This is a genomic window from Microbulbifer elongatus (genome assembly GCF_020524885.1).
Lineage (GTDB): Bacteria > Pseudomonadota > Gammaproteobacteria > Pseudomonadales > Cellvibrionaceae > Microbulbifer > Microbulbifer elongatus_A.
The window spans coordinates 25,747-43,805 of record NZ_JAIVKJ010000007.1 but is presented as its reverse complement, the minus strand read 5'-3'; the positions used below and the strand labels follow the sequence as shown (position 1 = coordinate 43,805).

At 58.3% G+C, this 18,059-nt stretch carries 13 protein-coding genes and 1 other RNA gene; 5 read left to right on the top strand and 9 right to left on the bottom strand.

The genetic code is table 11. From position 1 onward, the window contains the following. Positions 1-30: 30 nt before the first annotated feature. Positions 31-918, top strand: a complete 888-nt coding sequence (locus LC059_RS17290; protein WP_226705124.1) for a zinc-dependent peptidase — start codon at positions 31-33, stop codon at positions 916-918. On the opposite strand, the gene LC059_RS17285 is transcribed toward LC059_RS17290, so the two are convergent. The 4 genes from LC059_RS17285 to LC059_RS17270 all read right to left on the bottom strand — a co-directional run bounded on the left by LC059_RS17285 (position 809) and on the right by LC059_RS17270 (position 7,848). Further along, positions 809-1,474 carry an NTP transferase domain-containing protein gene (locus LC059_RS17285; RefSeq protein WP_226705123.1) on the bottom strand — a complete coding sequence of 222 codons (666 nt, stop codon included), beginning with the start codon at positions 1,472-1,474 and terminating at the stop codon, positions 809-811. The two genes, LC059_RS17290 and LC059_RS17285, sit on opposite strands and share 110 nt — an antisense overlap. 47 nt (positions 1,475-1,521) lie before the next feature. Then, entirely contained in the window at positions 1,522-5,496 is a 3,975-nt protein-coding gene (locus LC059_RS17280; RefSeq protein ID WP_226705122.1) for a translocation/assembly module TamB domain-containing protein, read from the bottom strand. Between the two features lie 2 nt (positions 5,497-5,498). After that, a complete protein-coding gene (locus tag LC059_RS17275) occupies positions 5,499-7,268 on the bottom strand; it encodes an autotransporter assembly complex protein TamA (protein ID WP_226705121.1) in 1,770 nt (589 codons plus the stop codon). Between the two features lie 199 nt (positions 7,269-7,467). Continuing rightward, complete coding sequence (locus LC059_RS17270) at positions 7,468-7,848, bottom strand: hypothetical protein (protein ID WP_226705120.1); 381 nt, start codon at positions 7,846-7,848, stop codon at positions 7,468-7,470. Between the two features lie 186 nt (positions 7,849-8,034). On the opposite strand from LC059_RS17270, the gene LC059_RS17265 reads away from it, so the two are divergent. Beyond that, a complete protein-coding gene (locus LC059_RS17265; RefSeq protein WP_226705119.1) occupies positions 8,035-8,208 on the top strand; it encodes a DUF3149 domain-containing protein in 174 nt (57 codons plus the stop codon). 124 nt (positions 8,209-8,332) lie between these two features. On the opposite strand, the gene LC059_RS17260 is transcribed toward LC059_RS17265, so the two are convergent. Then, on the bottom strand, positions 8,333-10,306 hold the full coding sequence (locus tag LC059_RS17260) for an acetoacetate--CoA ligase (protein WP_226705118.1): 1,974 nt from the start codon (positions 10,304-10,306) through the stop codon (positions 8,333-8,335). Between the two features lie 299 nt (positions 10,307-10,605). Here LC059_RS17260 and LC059_RS17255 point away from each other — a divergent pair, with 299 nt between their 5' ends. Then, positions 10,606-11,496: a LysR family transcriptional regulator gene (locus LC059_RS17255; RefSeq protein ID WP_226705117.1), complete on the top strand. Its 891-nt coding sequence runs from the start codon at positions 10,606-10,608 to the stop codon at positions 11,494-11,496. Between the two features lie 134 nt (positions 11,497-11,630). Here the strand turns inward: LC059_RS17255 and LC059_RS17250 are convergent, their stop codons facing one another. The 3 genes from LC059_RS17250 to ffs all read right to left on the bottom strand — a co-directional run bounded on the left by LC059_RS17250 (position 11,631) and on the right by ffs (position 14,710). Continuing rightward, positions 11,631-12,101 carry a Dps family protein gene (locus LC059_RS17250; protein WP_226705116.1) on the bottom strand — a complete coding sequence of 157 codons (471 nt, stop codon included), beginning with the start codon at positions 12,099-12,101 and terminating at the stop codon, positions 11,631-11,633. 258 nt (positions 12,102-12,359) lie between these two features. Further along, a complete protein-coding gene (locus LC059_RS17245; RefSeq protein WP_226705115.1) occupies positions 12,360-14,282 on the bottom strand; it encodes a M2 family metallopeptidase in 1,923 nt (640 codons plus the stop codon). A 331-nt stretch (positions 14,283-14,613) separates the two neighbouring features. Continuing rightward, an RNA gene (gene ffs / locus LC059_RS17240) (signal recognition particle sRNA small type) lies at positions 14,614-14,710 on the bottom strand. 283 nt (positions 14,711-14,993) lie between these two features. Between ffs and LC059_RS17235 the strand changes: the two genes are divergently transcribed. Together LC059_RS17235 and LC059_RS17230 are read left to right on the top strand one after the other, a co-directional pair. Next, the gene (locus LC059_RS17235; protein WP_226705114.1) at positions 14,994-15,836 is read left to right on the top strand and encodes a 6-carboxytetrahydropterin synthase; all 843 of its coding nucleotides are present in this window, start codon (positions 14,994-14,996) and stop codon (positions 15,834-15,836) included. A gap of 6 nt (positions 15,837-15,842) precedes the next feature. Next, positions 15,843-16,586 carry a 16S rRNA (uracil(1498)-N(3))-methyltransferase gene (locus LC059_RS17230; protein ID WP_226705113.1) on the top strand — a complete coding sequence of 248 codons (744 nt, stop codon included), beginning with the start codon at positions 15,843-15,845 and terminating at the stop codon, positions 16,584-16,586. Between the two features lie 152 nt (positions 16,587-16,738). On the opposite strand, the gene ald is transcribed toward LC059_RS17230, so the two are convergent. Further along, positions 16,739-17,884, bottom strand: coding sequence for an alanine dehydrogenase (gene ald, locus LC059_RS17225; protein ID WP_226705112.1), 1,146 nt, complete (start codon positions 17,882-17,884; stop codon positions 16,739-16,741). Positions 17,885-18,059: the final 175 nt, after the last annotated feature.

The following is an 18,059-nucleotide window of genomic DNA, read 5'->3' as shown; positions in this document are numbered from 1 at the left end:
TGATTACAACAGTTGGACAGAGGCAGGGTATTGGAAGCTTTTCTGGCGATTATCGTTCTTGCGGTATTGGTGTGGGTGATCCCCATCGCCTGGCAACGAGTCAGGCGGCGTTATCTGCGCTCTCGTCCATTGAGCAAGCAACAGGAAGCGATCCTGCACCGTCGGCTGGCCCTCTACCCACTACTGCCGCCGGACAGACAACAGGAACTGCAGCAGAACACCAGCCTGTTCCTGCGCGACAAGGAATTTGTGGGATGTAATGGCCTACGAGTGACCGAAGAGATGCGTGTGGTAATCGCTGCTCACGCTTGCCTGCTGCTGCTGGAACGCGACAATAACTGTTACCCGGATCTGCGCACAGTTTTGCTGTACCCGGATGCCTATGTGGCGGAAGAGACGCGCCATCAAGGCCATGTACAGTCCACACACCTGAGCGCTCGCGCCGGTGAGGCGCACTACCGCGGGCCTGTTGTGCTGTCTTGGGACGATATTCAAAAAGGGCTGATGTACCCCGAACAGGGGCATAATGTCGCGATCCACGAGTTTGCACACAAGCTCGATGAGGAGGACGGCCATGTGGACGGACGCCCGCCTTTTGCGCGCGGCGAGGACGGAAAAAACTGGGCACCAGTGATGCGCGAGGCATTTGCTGAACTGCGCCAACGGCTGCACGCGCTACACGCCGATGCGGAAACAACAGAGAGTGGAGAAAGCCAGACACCTTCGCCCCAGAAAACATCCGTACTGGATACCTATGGAGCGCAATCTCCTGCGGAGTTCTTTGCGGTGGCCACGGAAGCCTACTTTGTTATTCCAGCGGCGATGGAAGCGGCTCACCCGCGACTTTATCGGGAGATGCAAAAATTTTACCGAACAGATCCTGCCGCACTGCTGCGTGGAAATCGTCCGGGCGGTTGATATCGCAGTTGATTGCGGGGTCGCTCACTTCAATATCCACTACGGCATCGGCGAAAATACGCAATACCTTTTCCATACCGGTATTGCGCAGGCGGGACAGTGCGGAAAGATACTTGCGGCCAATGGCGATGGGATAACCGCGGGTACCGGCACATACCGGCACATGAATGCGATCTTCGCGGGCCGCCTGCAGAATTGACACCAGTGTTTCCGGCTCGACGAACGGCATATCCCCCATACACACCAGCACCGCCTTGGGGTTGGCACCGGAACGCTGCAGGGTTTCCACCGCAAATGCGAGGCTGGTGCCGATGCCTACCGGCCAAACGGGCGCGTGCAATACCTGCACGGGCATTTTTTTGAGGCCGTTGGCAATCACCGGGTCACGGGCGCGTAAAACTACCTGAATTTCCGTATCTTCCAGTGCCGATGCGGCTTCCAGTGCCGTTTGCAGGGTGCGCAATAACATCGGCTCACCCTGAATACTGGCGAGACGTTTATCACTGCCAAAACGATGAGAGTATCCAGCGGCCAATACAACGATTGAATATTCCATTTCGTTTTCTCCCATCGTTTTTAATTAGATCCAATTTTTATAGTTGTTCAGTAATCCTTCTTCCACTGCAGCTCCACACTTCCGGCACCGCTTTCGTTGTCATCGGACGATTTGATATCCAGGCGCAGGTTTTTGCGCAGTTCGATTTGCATCTCCGCCTGCCAGGGGTTCAGCGGGTCGGTACTGCGCTGAAGCTCCAGATAGATGCGGCTGGTAATATATTTGCCGAGGCTCAGGGAGTACTGATCCTCCCCGCTCTCGGTGGCCTCGGACTCGAAATCCAGGGTATCCAGGCCGACCAGATCCCGAGTACTGGCGAGGGGATCAAACCCGGTGCTGCCGGTCTGCAAGGTGCGCACAACACCGACGAGGCGCACGGCCTGTAGTGGTGAGATATCGGTGAGGGACTTGCCGAACAGCAGCTGGGCAAAAATTTCATCCTGCGCCGCCGCCGGGTTGGAACTGAATTCGATTTTGGGGTCATCGGTGGTGCCGGAAATTTCGGCGGTAATCTCGCCGTCTGCATAGGTGTGTACTCCCTTCACGTAGATGGCGGCGACATTGTTTTCAAACTGTACTTCCCCCTCCTTCAGCTCAAACTTCTTGCCGAGCAAATCAAACTTACCGCGCACGATGGTCAGCTTGCCCGATGCCTGCGGGTCAGCGGCCGTGCCGGCAATATCCACCTTGCCCTTGAGCTGGGAGTCGAGCCCCAGGCCGCGCACGTAGGATTGCTTATCCAGTACCACCGCCAGCGCCAGTTCGATGTTTTCCATCAGCGCCGATCCCTGCTCGCGCTCGCCGCCGTAGACCTCCACTTCGATCACATCAATTTCCGGCACGCTGCTGCCAATAAAATGCTCCACCTGTACCGCAAGTGGCCGCAGGTTGATGGTCCCCGCCAACAGTGCGTCTTGCGTAGTACCGGACAGGCGCATTTCACCGCTAAACGCACCCTTGGCGCCGGGCATATTGAGCAGATGGGCATTGCGTGCGGTAAGGGAGAAGTTGAGCGCGGGGGGCTCGGGGGCACTGAAGGTCATCGCCCCCTGCAACTCCACGCGACCGCGGTCGGCGTCGCGCGCGCTCGCTTCCACAATGCGCCAGGCCTCCGGGCTCAGCTCCGCTACAAACACGATACTGCGCAGGCGGGTATTGCTGGGGCGATGTTCATAGTAACCATCCCGCAGGTTGATATTGCCGCGCGCGTTTGGGGCCGCACTGGTGCCATCGGCGGTGAAATTGAAATCCAGCTGTCCGCGCATGGTGTGAATTTCCGGATCGAAAAAGGCACCGAGCGCCGCAAGGTCGGCCTGACCATTGGCACGCAAATCTACAGGTAATGGCGGTGACTCGCCCGCAGGCTTTTCCTGGAACAACTGCTCCAGGATCGGCGCAATCGCCAGGCTCGCTTCGGCATCGGCTGCCTTGCGGCTGCCGTGGCTAGCATCCAGGCGCATGTCCAGGTTGCCGGCGCGGGTCTGCCAGGCCAGCAGCAGTGTCAGCGGCGACTGCACCAGTGCATCATCCCGCAGCGCCGGCGCGCGCCCGCCAATCTTTAGCTCCCCGGCCAGGTCCGGGTCTTTGGGGGTTCCCTTGGCAGTTGCCCACAAAGACAGTTCACCGCTGTCGGCAATATCCGCGTTAATCCACTCCTCAAAGTCCATCAGCACCGCGCGTCCACGCACTTCCAGGTCCAGCGCCTGCTCACTCAGGCTGCCGTCAGCGGTAAGCTGGTTGCGCCCCGCCCACAACAGCTTCACTTCCGACAGCACCACCTGCGCCTTGCCGTAACTGACATCGCCCTGAATATGCCAGGGCTCGCCACGAAACTCGCCCAGCCCCAGAATATTCGCGCTCGCCTCGGGGGCGCTAAATGGACCGGCAAACTGGCCGTCAAGGCTGAGTTCACCGCGCAGGGAAGGCGGCAACTCCACGCCCGCCAGCTCCGCCAACCCGAGGGGGATATTGCGGCCGGCAACGCTCCCGTTCATACGCTGGGCTTTCGGCTCTACGACACCATTGAGTTCAAGCCATGCGTGTCCGCGCTGGCGCGCCTGCTCGGAATCCGCCGCCAGCGCAGCGGCACCACTGACTTGCTCGCGGGACTGCTGCAGGGGGTAATCCTCTCCCGGCTCCGTCACCTGGTCCGGCAGCAGGGACTGGTCGCTGCTGTCATAAGCCGCCGGTGCCGAGCCCGCGGAGTAGAGATCCAGCCGCAAGCGGTCAAAAGTCAGCTCTTGTGCATTGCCTGCCGCACCGCCGCGCAGTCGATAACGATACTCGCGATACTGGCCGTCCGATGACAGGCGCGCAGACATCTTCGGGTTGTCGAAGGGGCCGGTGACCGCAACTACCGCATCCAGGTCGATCTTGGTGCCCGGGTCCACGGGCAAGTCGAACTGCTCGGCGGGCTGCAAGCCCCGTGCGGCCACATCCAGCTGAAACTGCAGTGCCTCGTCTTCGAGGTTTACCTCACCGCTGCCGCTTACGCGGACGCCCTCGCCCTCCAGCAACAGGTCACTGATGGCAAATTTCTTCAGGTCGCCGGCGGCGCGCGCCTGCAGTGATGTCTCGAGTTCCTCGTACTGCACCGCACTGGCCAGCTCCACGCGCAGCTGTGGATTATTCCAGGGGCCGACCGCGGTCACCTGCAGCCGCTCAATGGTGCCATCCAGTTCCGCGGGAATCTCTACCTCGCGGGTTTCTTTTAACGCCGCCAGAATCCGCCGGATCTCGGACAAAGGGAGTTGTTCAATCAGCCCTTTCAGGTCAATGGATTCACCACCAATATCCACGCTGCCACTGACATCGAGCGCTGCGCCGACAAACGCAAGTTGGCCGGTGCGGATATGAATGACGTCTTTGACGGTTTCTACTTTACCGGTGAGATGCACCGGTTGTTGCTGGTAGCTGGACTTGAGTTCCAGGGTGCCGTTAGTACTGGGCAGATTGAGGGGGCCTTTCACGGCGAGATCGGCCGACAGCCAGCCGCCCTGCAGGTAATCCTGCCAGGGCTGGGAAATGGCGACAGGCAACCGGTTCAGCCTTACGTGCAGATCCATGGCTTCGCCATCAATCGCGCCGCGCACGCTGTGGCGGGTTTCGTCGACGGTGAGCGAGAGATCATCGGTGACAACAGACCATGGCGACAGCGCAACCTCCGCATGTCCACTCAGTCCAAAGCGATGATGTACCAGCGGTAGCGAAAAGCGCTCCACGGTCACCTTCAGCTGATTTTCTCCCGCAAGCTCAAGCAGGAACCGGCCATCGGCGTCGAGACGCTCGCCTTCCGGCAGCTGCAGTGTGCGACTCAGAAATCCCCCAGCATCTTCGTTCGCAGAGAGCGACAGCGCGTAGACCGTATCGCTTTGCATGTTGCCGTCCAGTTGCAGGCGCAGTTCCTTGCCCGCTATTTCGGCAACCTCCAGAGCCAACGCGGACTCGCGATCGGGCCAGCGGTAGCTGCCGTTGCCGTTCACGGACACAACAGGGAAATCTTTCAGCGCGGCATCGATAATGGTCAGCCTTTCCAGCGCGAGGCGCTCAAGCCAGATCGCCGGCATGGTTGGGTCGTCCAGCTCTTCTGCGGCGTCCTCCACTTCCTCTTCACTGACATGGGCCTGTAGATACTCACCGAGCAGAGTGTTGTCGAACAGGAGCGACCGGGCACTGAGTTGCGGGATATGGACCTGGTTACGCCACAAGCGCTGCATATCGAGACGCAGGGTCAACTGCCGCGCCTCAACCATCGGACGCTCTCTGTAGCGCACTTGTAGCAAGTCGAAATACCAGTGCCCCAGTTCTGGACTCCGCAACCCGTCCGCAGTGATCTCAAGATCAGGCAAATAGTGTCGGGCAATGGCCAGGCCACCTCGGGTAATCGCCTCGCGGCCGGTATCTGATCCGACGAGAAAAATGGCCATCAGTAGCGGAACGACCAGCGTCGCAACGATAAAAGTCAGGCGCGGCGCACGCAGCCAGCGCTTGCGGGCAGTTTGTTTCCCAGTGGAGGCAGCCATGGTCAGAATGCCTGCCCGAGGCTGACGTAGATCTGGTAACTGCTATCGTCGAGCCCTTCACGCCGATCCAGGGGAAAACCGATATCAAAACGCAGCGGCGCAAATGATGTCATATAACGCACGCCAACCCCGGCACCCCAGTACAGATCATCAAAACCGGGCTTCGCATCGGCATAGGCATTACCGCCATCAACAAACAGCACGCCGCCCCAGGACTCGGTAATGCGAAAGCGCCCCTCCAGGGAAATTTCACTGAGACTGCGGCCGCCAATAGGGTCCGACAATTCCGGAGGCTCTCCTACAACGGTGGATGGGATGAGTCGCCTCGGCCCCAGCGCCTGATACGCGTAGCCGCGCACGGAACCACCGCCACCCGCGTAGAAACGCTCATCTGCGGGGATTTCCAGGTTGTCGGCTCCGGAGATCACTCCAGCCTTTATGCGCAACGCCAGTGTGGGATCAAACTTGGTTTCTTCAAAGGTGTGATAACCCGTCATCACCAGGGTATTTTTGGTAAATTGCGTGCCACTACTTCTGAGATCGAAATACGGTTTTACTTCCAGAGCAACAGTGGCACCGCGTTTTGCGTCGAGTAGGTTGTCCGTCGTGTCGATCTTGACCCCCAACGGAAACGAGAGCAGGTTGTAGTTTTCGCTCTCCTCGCCTTCTTCCTGTACCTGGCTGAATTTGAGCTCACTACCGATACTGAATGTGCGGTGTTTGGTATGCCGCCGGGAGATGGCGCCACCGACAGAAATGGACTCGGCATCGTAGGACTCCCGCTCTTCATTCTCGGCCTCTGCGGTTGCGGAGAATTCCTGGTCGTCACGGAAAAAGCGCGGCACCAGTAGCTTGCCCTTGATTGATTGGGTGACCTCATAGGCCCGGGTCTCAACTTCGATTCTTTCACCACGGCCGAGAATATTGCGGTGCTCCCAGCCCGCAGATGCACCGCCACCATCATCGGAAGAATACCCCACCCCCAGGCGAACGGTCCGGTGCTTGCGCTCTGTCACTATAAAGGTGATGTCGACGATGCCGGCGTTGGGCTCGGACACCTCCGCATTGGCCCCGGCTACCAGGTTTGTGCGCAGCAATCGCAACTTGGCCGCGTCCATCTTCCCGCGAGAGAAGCAGTCGCCTTCCTTCAGCTTCAGGCGCTTGCGCAGAAACTCTTCGTCGATGGTTGTGACGCCTTCCACGTAGATCTGTCCGATGCGTACTTCCGGGCTCTGCGCCACTCGGTACTCGAGCCTGGCGGCGTGCTCGCTGTGGATCACCGTCGCCTGGTAGTCCACATCCACATTTAGCAGGCAGGCGTTTTCCGCCAGATAGGTTTCGATCTGTTTTACGCCCTCGGTCACTTTCTTCGCTTCCAGCGGATCGCCGACACTCAGTCCGACACCGGGAAAGCCCACCCTGAGGCGCGGAGGCATGCGAATTTCAAGACTGCTGATACGGTAGAGGTGACCGGGAACCACCCGGTAAAGAATTTCACCGTCACTGACGGACTGACGCACGCGGCCGTCGTAATAGCCGCGGGAGCGCAGCAACTTTTCCAGGGTGCCATGCTCATAGCGGGCCACATCCAGTGGATCCTCGTAGGATTTGAGTACGCTGCTGGATTTACGTTGCTCGTTCAGCTGATCTTTCAGCCATTCCTGCAGCTCCCGGTTTTCGGAAACTCGCACCTTAAATTTGGGCAACTTGTCAAAAAACGGTAGCGCGTACCCAAGCTGCGGTACCAGCAGGAACATAGATGCAAGCAACACCAGGGTTGCGAAAGGAAAAACCGAAGCTCGAGGAGCGAAACAAGAAACGCGCAAGACAAAGTTCCGTTTGCCAACTACTACCACTGCGACGCCGAATACCAGTAAAAGTTGCGCGAAGCAGCGTACTTTTACCGGTCATTAACCGGTCTTACATATGTGCGCCGCCGGCGTCGGCACAGTCGGCCAGGGCGCACTGACCTCAGCGCGCCGGAACCGATCCGGTACGTTCCATCAGCGGGTTGCAGTTGCGAATAATGACCCGGCCTTCCAGCAGGTTACCTTTCGAGTACTCACTGAAGATGCACTCGTTGCTTTCGGGGTCGTAGTTTTCCACCCAAAGGTTATCGTCCTTCCAGGTAGAGCCCAGGTGACGCTGCCCTTCAGGCACACTGATACGCATCACGCCGCCGAAGCGTTTGACGAAAACCTGTTCGAAATGGAAGTAGTAGGCGAGCCAGCCAGTCAGAAAGATGACAGCTCCGACAATGGCCCCTTTACCCAGGCTGCCAAAACGGCTGCCCGCAAACAGGGCCAGTACAACCAGAGCAATAACGGCGGCCCAATAGAGGTAGGTAATCATGCTTATCTTCCGTGAATTTATTGGTTTATGGACACTGGAATCAGGTACCAACAGCTTAGCGCAGAATCGCTCGCGAGCTTGACCTGGATCAAGCCCGGCAATCGGCGTCACTTTACACTGGCCTCAGTTAAAGACAAGTCGCCGGAAAGAACCTATCCCCGGCGCCAACTAAGCCCGGAGGCAACCATGGACGCAATGATCGACCTTTTCACCAGCTTTTCTGGCCTGCTGAGCCTGGGGATTATCGCATTTGTGTGTGTGATGGGCGGTTTTTTTACCCGCATGGCGCTGCGCAAGATGGATGAAGAGCAGGCGCGTCTTGAAAAGGCCCAGTCTGGTCAGCACCTGAAAGCGGCCTGATTTGGCGCGATAGCCAGCTCTCCGGCAAAGGCCGTAAGACTGGCTACCCAAACCGTTTACCGGGTCAGGTATCCCCTGAACCCGGCACCGCTGTTACCTGTGTAGAGGTGGAAAATGATGGAGATTACTCTCCGGCCAATTCCGCGAGGTTTTCGTATAACTTCAGAGCTTCCGGGTTAGCGAGCGCTTCCTGATTCTTGACCGGTTTGCCGTGCACCACGTTGCGCACTGCCAACTCCACGATCTTGCCGCTGATGGTACGCGGGATGTCCGCTACCTGGATCACCTTTGCCGGCACATGGCGCGGTGTGGTGTTCGCACGGATGGTGGAGCGGATCTTCTGGATCAATTCGTCGTCCAGGGCCACGCCTTCACGCAGCACAACAAACAACACTACACGCACATCATCCCGCCACTCCTGGCCGATACAGATGCTGTCTAGCACTTCCTCGACCTTTTCCACCTGCCGGTAGATTTCTGCGGTGCCAATGCGCACGCCGCCCGGATTCAGCACCGCATCGGAACGGCCGTAGATAATTACGCCGCCGTGCTCGGTGATTTCCGCGTAGTCCCCGTGCGCCCATACGCCGGGCCAGTTGTCGAAGTAGGCCCCGTGATACTTGCTGCCGTCCGGGTCGTTCCAGAAACCGATCGGCATACAGGGGAAGGAGCTGGCGCACACCAGCTCGCCCTTGTCTTCCAATACCGGCTTGCCATCGTCATTCCAGACCTCGACCGCCATACCTAGCCCACGGCACTGCAGCTCGCCCGGGTATACAGGGAGCGTCGGATTGCCCAGGGCAAAGCAGGAAACGATATCGGTACCGCCCGATATGGACGACAGGCACACATCGGATTTGATATCCCGGTAAACGTATCGAAACCCTTCATGGGCGAGTGGGGAGCCGGTGGAGAGTACCGCGCGCAAGCGCTCCAGTTTGTGGCTCTCGCGCGGCTTGCAGCCGGCCTTTTCCAGCGCGGCAATATATTTGGCACTGGTGCCGAACACACTGATGTTTTCCTCATCCGCCATATCCCACAGGCATTGCGCCGCCGGATAGAAGGGAGAGCCGTCATAGAGCACCAGGGTGGCACCACAGGCCAGCCCGCTCACCAGCCAGTTCCACATCATCCAGCCACAGGTGGTGAAGTAGAACAGGGTGTCGTCGCGGGATATGTCGGTGTGCAGCCGGTGCTCCTTGATATGCTGCAACAACGTGCCGCCCACACCGTGCACGATGCACTTGGGCACACCGGTGGTACCGGATGAGTACATGATATACAGCGGATGATTGAATTCGGTCTGCTCGAACGTCAGCGCGCGCGCTGGAGCGGTTTCGGTAAAGGCGCCAAGGGTGGTCGCGCGATCAAGGCCGGCGATGGCATCCGCTGTCTGCACGGCATTGCGGGCGACCGGCACCACTACCAGCTGCTGGATGGACTCAATCTGCTCGACGATCTGCGCCAGACGCGGCAGGGAATCGATGGTCTTGCCGTTGTAGAAATAGCCCTCGCACGCAAACAGCACCTTCGGCTCTACCTGGCCGAAGCGGTCCAGCACACCATTGATACCGAAATCCGGCGAGCAGGAAGTCCAGATAGCACCGAGGCTGGTCGTCGCCAGCATTGCCACAACCGTGTCCATAATGTTCGGCATAAAACCGGCCACACGGTCTCCCTTGCCGATACCCGCACCGACCAGCGCAGACGCCAGGCGCTCCACCTGCTCAAACAGCTGTGCATAGGTGAGCTGGCGACGACCGCCATTTTCCAGACGCTCGATCAGTGCCACGCGATCATCGCGGAAACGCAGCAGGTTTTCGGCGAAGTTCAGCTTCGCCTCCGGAAACCATTCGGCCCCCGGCATGGTGTCTTTGCCCAGCACCCGCTCACCGCGTGCGCTGGCTGCCACCTCGCCGAAGTCCCACAGTTCGCTCCAGAAAGACTCGCGGTTATCCACCGACCACTGGTACAGGGCCGCATAGTCCGGCAGTGATTGCTGGTGGTTGTCATTCACGCGGCGACGGAATTGATCCATCTGCGTGGCCGCTACGGCTTCAGGACTGGGCTGCCAAAGGGGCGCTACGGGATTGCTCATCTCGAATAACTCTCTAGATTATTGCTTTGCGGACCTGCCGGTGAACTCACCCAGCAAGTATGGCGATTCTTATTGGTTTACGAAGGTCTACTGGCGGGAATACGACCCCCTGTTCAGCAGTCACAACGGCGCGATACTGGCTGACTATTATTCGCGCTCTCGCCGCGGGAACAATCATGCCTTGGTCTTAATGTTAAGACTAATTTAAACTTATTTATAAATGTTAAATTTTTCTTAACAGTTAACCGGTGCGGTAACCCCGGGACCGGCACCCCTTCGCAAACAAGGCAGGGCATTCCGTGAGCGCCACCATCAAACAGTTGCGGGCCTTTGTGGCCGTCGCACGCACCCGCAGTCTAGCCGAGGCAAGCGCACAGCTGCACGTGTCCCAGCCCGCCATATCCATCGCCATCCGCAGCCTGGAAGAGTCCCTCGGCGGGGACCTGTTCAGCCGTGATGGCCGGCAACTAGCACTGACGCCGGAGGGCAGCCGGTTTGTGGAGCGCGCCCAGCAACTACTGCACAACTGGGACAACACTCTCGATGCGGTGCAGCAGCGGTTCCGGCTGAAACAGGGACAACTTTCCATTGCCGCCATTCCGGCCTTTGCCCTGAATCAGTTGCCACCCCTGTTGGAGACCTTTCACCGGCGGCACCCGGATATCAATATCGTGCTGGAAGACATAGTGATGGAGCGCGTAGTGCACGCCGTTCAGGAGGGGCGCGCCGAGCTTGGGATCAGCTTCAGGCCGGACGATCTGGGCAACCTGTCGTTTACCCCGATCGCCAGTGACCGCTTTATCGCGGTACTGCCACCCGGGCACCGAAACTCAAAAAGAACATCTGTTCGCTGGCGCGATCTCGCCAGCGATCCATTTATCGCCATGAACCGGGGGTCGGCGGTGCGACGCTGGACCGACAGTGCCTTCGCGCAGAGCCTTCCAGCGGACCAATCGCCGCGCCTGCTGTGTGAAGCCAACCAGCTGAGCACCATCGGCAGGCTGGTCCAATCCGGTCTTGGCGTCAGCGCCATGCCGAGCCTGTGTGAAGATCAGATGCGCAGTTACGGCCTTGTCTGCAAGCCACTGGAAGAACCGGAGATGGTGCACCCAGTCGGTATTCTCACCCGCAGCAGCGGGGGGCTTTCGGCCGCAGCGGCGGCATTCAAGCAAATCGCTACCGCGGGTTAGCGGGCGCTCCCGCAGTGGTATGCGCAGGTTCTTCAGCAAGTCCCTTCCACTAAAATTTGCAAAGGCCAGAAACGACAAAACCGGCCAATGGCCGGTTTTGCGAAACGTATTGTCAGGTGACTTTCCAGATACCTTTACTGAGCAGTCGCGCGCAACATCCACGCCGTCTTTTCGTGCACCCGCATGCGGTCACCCACCAGCGCTGCGGTGGATTCGTCGTCCGCGTCCTGCGCCGCCTTGAGCACTTCACGACAGGTCTTCACCACCTGCTCGTGCCCCTGGGTCAGGATGCGCACCATTTCCTCTGCCGCAGGGACATCCTCAACTTCCTTGATGGAGCTAAGCTCGGCAAACGCCTTGTAGGTACCCGGAGCAACGACATCCAGGGTACGAATTCGCTCGGCGATATCGTCCACCGCAACAGCCAACTCGGTGTAATGCTCCTCGAACATCAGGTGCAGCTCGCGGAACAGACGGCCGGTAACGTTCCAGTGGAAGTTGTGGGTCTGCAGGTACAGGGTGTAGGAGTCTGCGAGCAGACGCTTCAAGCCCTTTGCAACCTGTTCGCGATCTTTTTCACCAATACCGATATCAATATTGCTCATTAGCAACCTCTTTTTTTGGCTGGGGTTTATTCCATTAATCGTCCATTTATCGAAGGCTGGCATCTTACCGGCCGATGTACGGCCGGATGCCCTCCCCCCGGATTTGAGTGCAGACGATGGCGCATAAAGTTGCGCGACCACCTGATACACATCAAGTCACTTTCAATACTATGGTCAAAGATCCGGTTTCAAACCCTCAAGGCCATTGAGCGTGAATATATGGTCAATAGCCTCAGCCAATCGTAAGAATGCCAACTGTTACCAGCCGCAGTCCCGACCCTGGTTTTGCTCCTGCAGATAAACCATGAGTGGTTCGAAATAATCCACAATCGCGGAGGCATCCAGTTCGCGCTGACCGGTCAGCGCCTCCATGGCATCTGGCCAGGGTTTGCTTGCGCCCATGGCGAGCATGTTGCGCAGTTTTTTGCCCGCTGCGTCATTTTTGAAAATGGAGCAGCGGTGCAGCGGACCGGTTTCGCCCGCCGCCTCACACAGGGCGCGGTGGAACTGGAACTGCTGGATCCGCGCCAAGAAGTAACGCGCGTAAGGCGTATTACCCGGGATATGGTACTTGGCGCCCGGATCAAAGTTTGCCTCACTGCGCGCTACCGGCGCCTGAATGCCCTGATAGTCTTCGCGCAGTTTCCACCAGGCTTTATTGTAATCCCCCGGCTGCACTTCGCCGTTGAATACCTGCCAGCGCCACTTGTCCACCAACAGCCCAAAGGGAAGGAAGGCAATCTTGTCCAGCGCCTGCTGCATCAGGTAACCGATATCTTTATCGGCACCGGGGATTTCATCCATCAGACCGATTTCTTTCAGGTACTTTGGCGTGATGGAAAGCGCAATGGTATCGCCCACTGCTTCGTGGAAACCGTCGTTGGCCCCCTCCTTATACAGGAAAGGCTGCTGGTTATAGATGCGCTGGTAAAAGTTGTGTCCCAACTCGTGGTGCACGGTAATCAGGTCTTCACCTGTTTTATTGATACACATCTTGATGCGGATATCGTCTTTGCCATCCAGGTTCCAGGCACTGGCATGACAAACTACGTCCCGGTCGCGGGGCTGCACAAACTGCGAGCGCTCCCAGAAGGTTTCCGGCAGAGGCTTGAAACCGAGGGAGGTAAAGAATTTCTCCCCCACCTTCACCATGTCTTTCTCACTCATACCGGAGTCGACCACCAGCTGAGTAAGATCGTAGGGCGCTTCCATGTCATCGTCTTTCACGATGTCATACACATTGCCCCACTCCTGCGCCCACATATTGCCGAGTAAATGCGCGGGAATTTTGCCTGTCGCAGGCACCACGTCATCCCCGTAGTGTTCATTAAGTCGCGCGCGCACATGGCAGTGCAGCGCTTCGTAGAGTGGCTTTACCTTGCTCCACTGCTGGTCCATGTCTGCGGCAAAGGCGTCCGCAGGCATATCGTATTTGGAGCGCCACATGACACTGAGATTGTCGTAACCCAGCTCCTTGGCACCCGCATTGCCGATCTCGACCTGTCGCTCGTACAGGGGCTTCATGGGAGGCGACACCTTGCGCCAACCTACCCACAAATCCTTGAGCAGGTTGGGGTCGCGGCTGTTAGCCATCATCTGGCCCATTTCGGTCAGGGTGTAGCACTTGCCTTCTTCATCGCTGCCCGCTTTCTGCTCCGGGCAATATTTTCCAGCGCCATACATACCCTGCATCTTCGATCCGATCTGCGCCAGCTCGGCGGTCAGCTTCGGATCATTGGGCGCGGGAAACACCAACCCTTGTTTCAGCATGGTGAGCATGCGACGGGTCTCGGGATCCAGCTCGACGTCGTCAAACCTGGCAGCCTCCTGGGCAAGCTCCACCGCCAGCGCGGTGTAGCGCTCGACCGCCAGCGCCTCGGTAAATTGGGAATCGACATTGATATAGGTAGAAGCAAGCCAGCTCGCGTGGCTAACTTCTTCTGCCATGGTCGCCAGCCGCTCCTGGGCACTGTCTAGAAAAGCGTTGGCGCCCTCCGCATCCAGGTCACTACTGGCATCGTTGGCCTGGGCCACGGTGCCCGCATCGGTGGTATTCGCTGCGTAGGAAACTTTTGCACTCGAGGGCGGTGCGACCATGTCCGAGGCTGGCTTGTCATTTCCGCTATCGCAGCCCGCTGCCGCGACTGCAGCAACAGCGATAACCAGGGCTATTTTTTTCATTGGCATCCTCTGATCGATTTTTCGAATTATCCGCTGGGGCAAGCCCGTATTCGGTGAAGAGAAAATCTTTTACTGTCGCGGTTTATAGCACAGGGCTTTCTCGCGCCGGGACGGAGCGACAAACCACTGCAACACATCGGCACAAAATTCCCTGTTTCACCGATGTTTTGGAGAAAAGTTTCGCCAGAGAAGCAGAACGACAGATTCGCAGCAAGCCCAATATGCACAGAAAACATGCAGCGCTTGTCGGCAGAGAATCAAGAGGAAGTGAAGAGTAGAGAGCCAGGAAAGGCAGGCGTATGGACCAGCCCAGGAAGGAAACTGGAGGCAGCCCAACCAGCACACCCTCGGCACATGATGTCACTGCTACCGTTGCTCCCTTCCGGGCCTGGCGGGGTTCACAGCTGATCATTGCGAGGAGACCGGAAGGGCCGCCATCACGCTCGAGCACTCAGGCTAGCACCTCATAGGTACCAGCGCGACCAAACTGGTTGGCCTGCACTCGAAGAGGGCGCGATTATAGAGACTCAAGGCGCCAGGTTCCAGCCCCAATTTTCCAATCTTTTACCGCCCGGGCTTTTGCCGGGCAGCATTCGCCGAGAAAATCCTCAAGCCAGGGCGCCAATTTGCCACGGCAAAAAGCTATACTGTGCCGCGCCCGAACCCGGGCTGTTCAGTCACCCAGTCAGCCACTTTTTACCCGGTAAACCTATGCATCTGTTTGTCGACAGCCTCACCAACGTGGATTTCAGCTATCTCCACCGCAGCCGCGGTATTGTCGGCGAGACCTGGCTGGCCAATGCGGCGCTCGACGGCACACTGGACGAACAGGGGATGGTGTGTGATTTCGGCATCGTCAAAAAGACCCTGCGCAACTGGCTGGATACCCAGCTGGATCACCGCCTGCTGGTACCGACCCTGGCGCCGCAGCTAAAATTGACCGAGAGCGATGACGGCCTCCGCCTGGACTGGCAGCTGGATAGCGGCGAAACCATTTCAGTAACCGGCCCGGCCCAGGCTTTCGCCCTGGTAGCAGTGGAATCCATCACCCCGGAGTCGGTGGCCCGTTGGTGCGTGGAGGAACTCCACGGAATTTTCCCAACCAGTGTCGACCAGTTGCAACTGGGTTTTGTCAGTGAGGCAATCGACACCCCCTACTACCACTACAGCCACGGCCTGAAAAAACACGACGGCAACTGCCAGCGGATTGCCCACGGCCACCGCTCGCGTATCCGCATCGACGTTGATGGCGAACGCTCCCCGCAACTGGAAACCCAGTGGGCTGAGCGCTGGGCCGACATCTATCTCGGCACCCGCGAGGATCTGCAAAAAGACGCAGGACGGCAATTGCACTTTGCCTACAGTGCCCGCCAGGGTGAGTTCACCCTGACGATTCCCGCCGACCGCTGTGAAATCCTCGACTGCGATACCACAGTGGAACAGCTGGCACAGTACATGGCCGACCAGCTCGCCGCCGACCACCCCGGACACGAGATTCGTGTGCGCGCCTATGAAGGTATTGGCAAGGGCGCCGTCGCCTCTGCCAGGCAGTAACTCATCGTGAACCTGATTCTTCTCGAGCCCGGCGATTTTTCCACAACCGGCACAACCGCCGAACCTCATGCCCCGGCCATTGCCGTACTGCGCGAACGCCGCTTCCAGCATGTTGCGGAAGTCCATCGCGCGGAGGTGGGCGATGTATTGAAGGTTGGGCTCATTGATGGGCAGATTGGCGATGGCAAGGTGATCGAACGCGGTGACCGCCACATTGCGCTGGAGATATCACTGCACAGCGCGCCACCGCCGGCTTTGCCCCTAACCATGATCCTCGCCCTACCCCGCCCGAAAATGCTCAAGCGCACCATCCAGCATGCCACCGCGCTCGGGGTAAAAAGGCTGTATCTCATCAATGCGTATCGGGTAGAAAAGTCCTATTGGCAGAGCCCTTGGCTGGCCGCAGACAAGCTCAGGGAACAATGTGTGCTGGGCCTGGAACAGGCAGTGGATACCGGCATGCCGGAAATCCACTTGCGCAAACGCTTCAAACCCTTTGTAGAAGACGAGCTGCCGGGCATCACCGCGAATTCCCGCAAGCTGGTGGCCCATCCTGTTACCGACACCCCCTGCCCCATCGATATTTCCGGCCAGACTGCCCTCGCAGTAGGTCCCGAAGGTGGATTCATCCCCTACGAAGTCGAGAAGCTTCAGGATGCGGGCTTCGAGTCCGTACACCTGGGGCCGAGAATCCTGCGGGTGGAAACCGCCCTGCCGGTTCTACTCAGTCGCCTGTTCCCCGGCCGATAGCCTTTCCAATACCTTGCAAACTGGCACAAAAAAGCCGCGCAAAAAGCGCGGCTACAATGGCAGTCAAGACACTGCCGGGTCTCACAGAGCCGGGGCGTGGGGACGCCCCGAAGAGAACTGAGAAATTTCTGTTCAGTCCTTTTGAAGCAGCCTTACGCGGCTACTTCAGAGTCCACTGCAGACTTCTGCAGGGCGAGTTTCGGATCTACGTACTCGTAACCCAGCACATCCGCTACCGCCTTGTAGGTCACCATACCGGCGTGTACGTTCAGGCCTTCCAGCAGGTTGGCGTCGTCCAGCAGTGCCTGCTTGGCACCCTTGTTGGCCAGTGCAACGGCAAACGGCAGAGTGGCGTTGTTCAGGGCCATGGTGGAGGTACGAGCAACACCGCCCGGCATGTTGGCAACACAGTAGTGCACTACGCCATCCACAACATAGGTCGGCTCCTGGTGGGTAGTGGCCTTGGAGGTTTCGAAGCAACCACCCTGGTCAATCGCCACATCCACAACCACAGCGCCTTTCTTCATACGGCTGATATGGTCACGAGTCAGCAGCTTCGGTGCCGCAGCGCCCGGGATCAGCACCGCACCGACAACCAGGTCAGCTTCCAGCGCGTGCTTCTCGATGGCATCGTTGGTGGAGTATTCGGTGCGCACAGCGCCACCAAAGATATCGTCCAGCTGACGCAGGCGCGGCAGGGAGCGATCGAGGATGGTCACATCGGCACCCATACCCAGCGCCATCTTGGCCGCCTGGGTACCTACTACACCACCGCCGATAATCAGCACTTTGGCCGGGGCTACACCGGGTACACCGCCCAGCAGTACGCCGAGACCGCCCTGAGCTTTTTCCAGGTGGTGCGCACCGCACTGTACGGACATACGACCGGCAACTTCAGACATCGGTGCCAGCAGCGGCAGGCCGCCTGCGCGGTCGGTTACGGTTTCGTAAGCAATACAGGTGGCACCAGACTTAACCAGCAGCTCGGTCTGCTTGGGATCGGGTGCCAGGTGCAGGTAGGTGTACAGCAGCTGGCCCGGGCGCAGCATCTCGCACTCGTGCGGCTGAGGCTCTTTTACCTTCACGATCATGTCCGCGGTGGCAAAGATCTCTTCCGGGGTATCGATGATCTTGGCGCCAGCCTGTTCATACATTTCGTCGGTAAAGCCGATGGCTGAACCGCCGTCTTTCTGCACGACTACTTCATGGCCGTGACCAACCAGCTCACGAACGCTGGCGGGAGTCAGGCCGATGCGGTACTCGTGGTTTTTAATCTCTTTTGGAACACCGATCAACATAACGTCTTCTCCTAGTACTCTGCATCCGCGTAATCAAATACGCGTCTTCTTTTGTTGGATTCCCGCAGTATAAGCACCTCTTTCAAGTGGATCTTTACAAATTTTTGGATATCATCAGTGGAATCCACTAGTTATTTGGCGCAAAGTACGCTTTTTAGCCAAACAGAACCGAAAA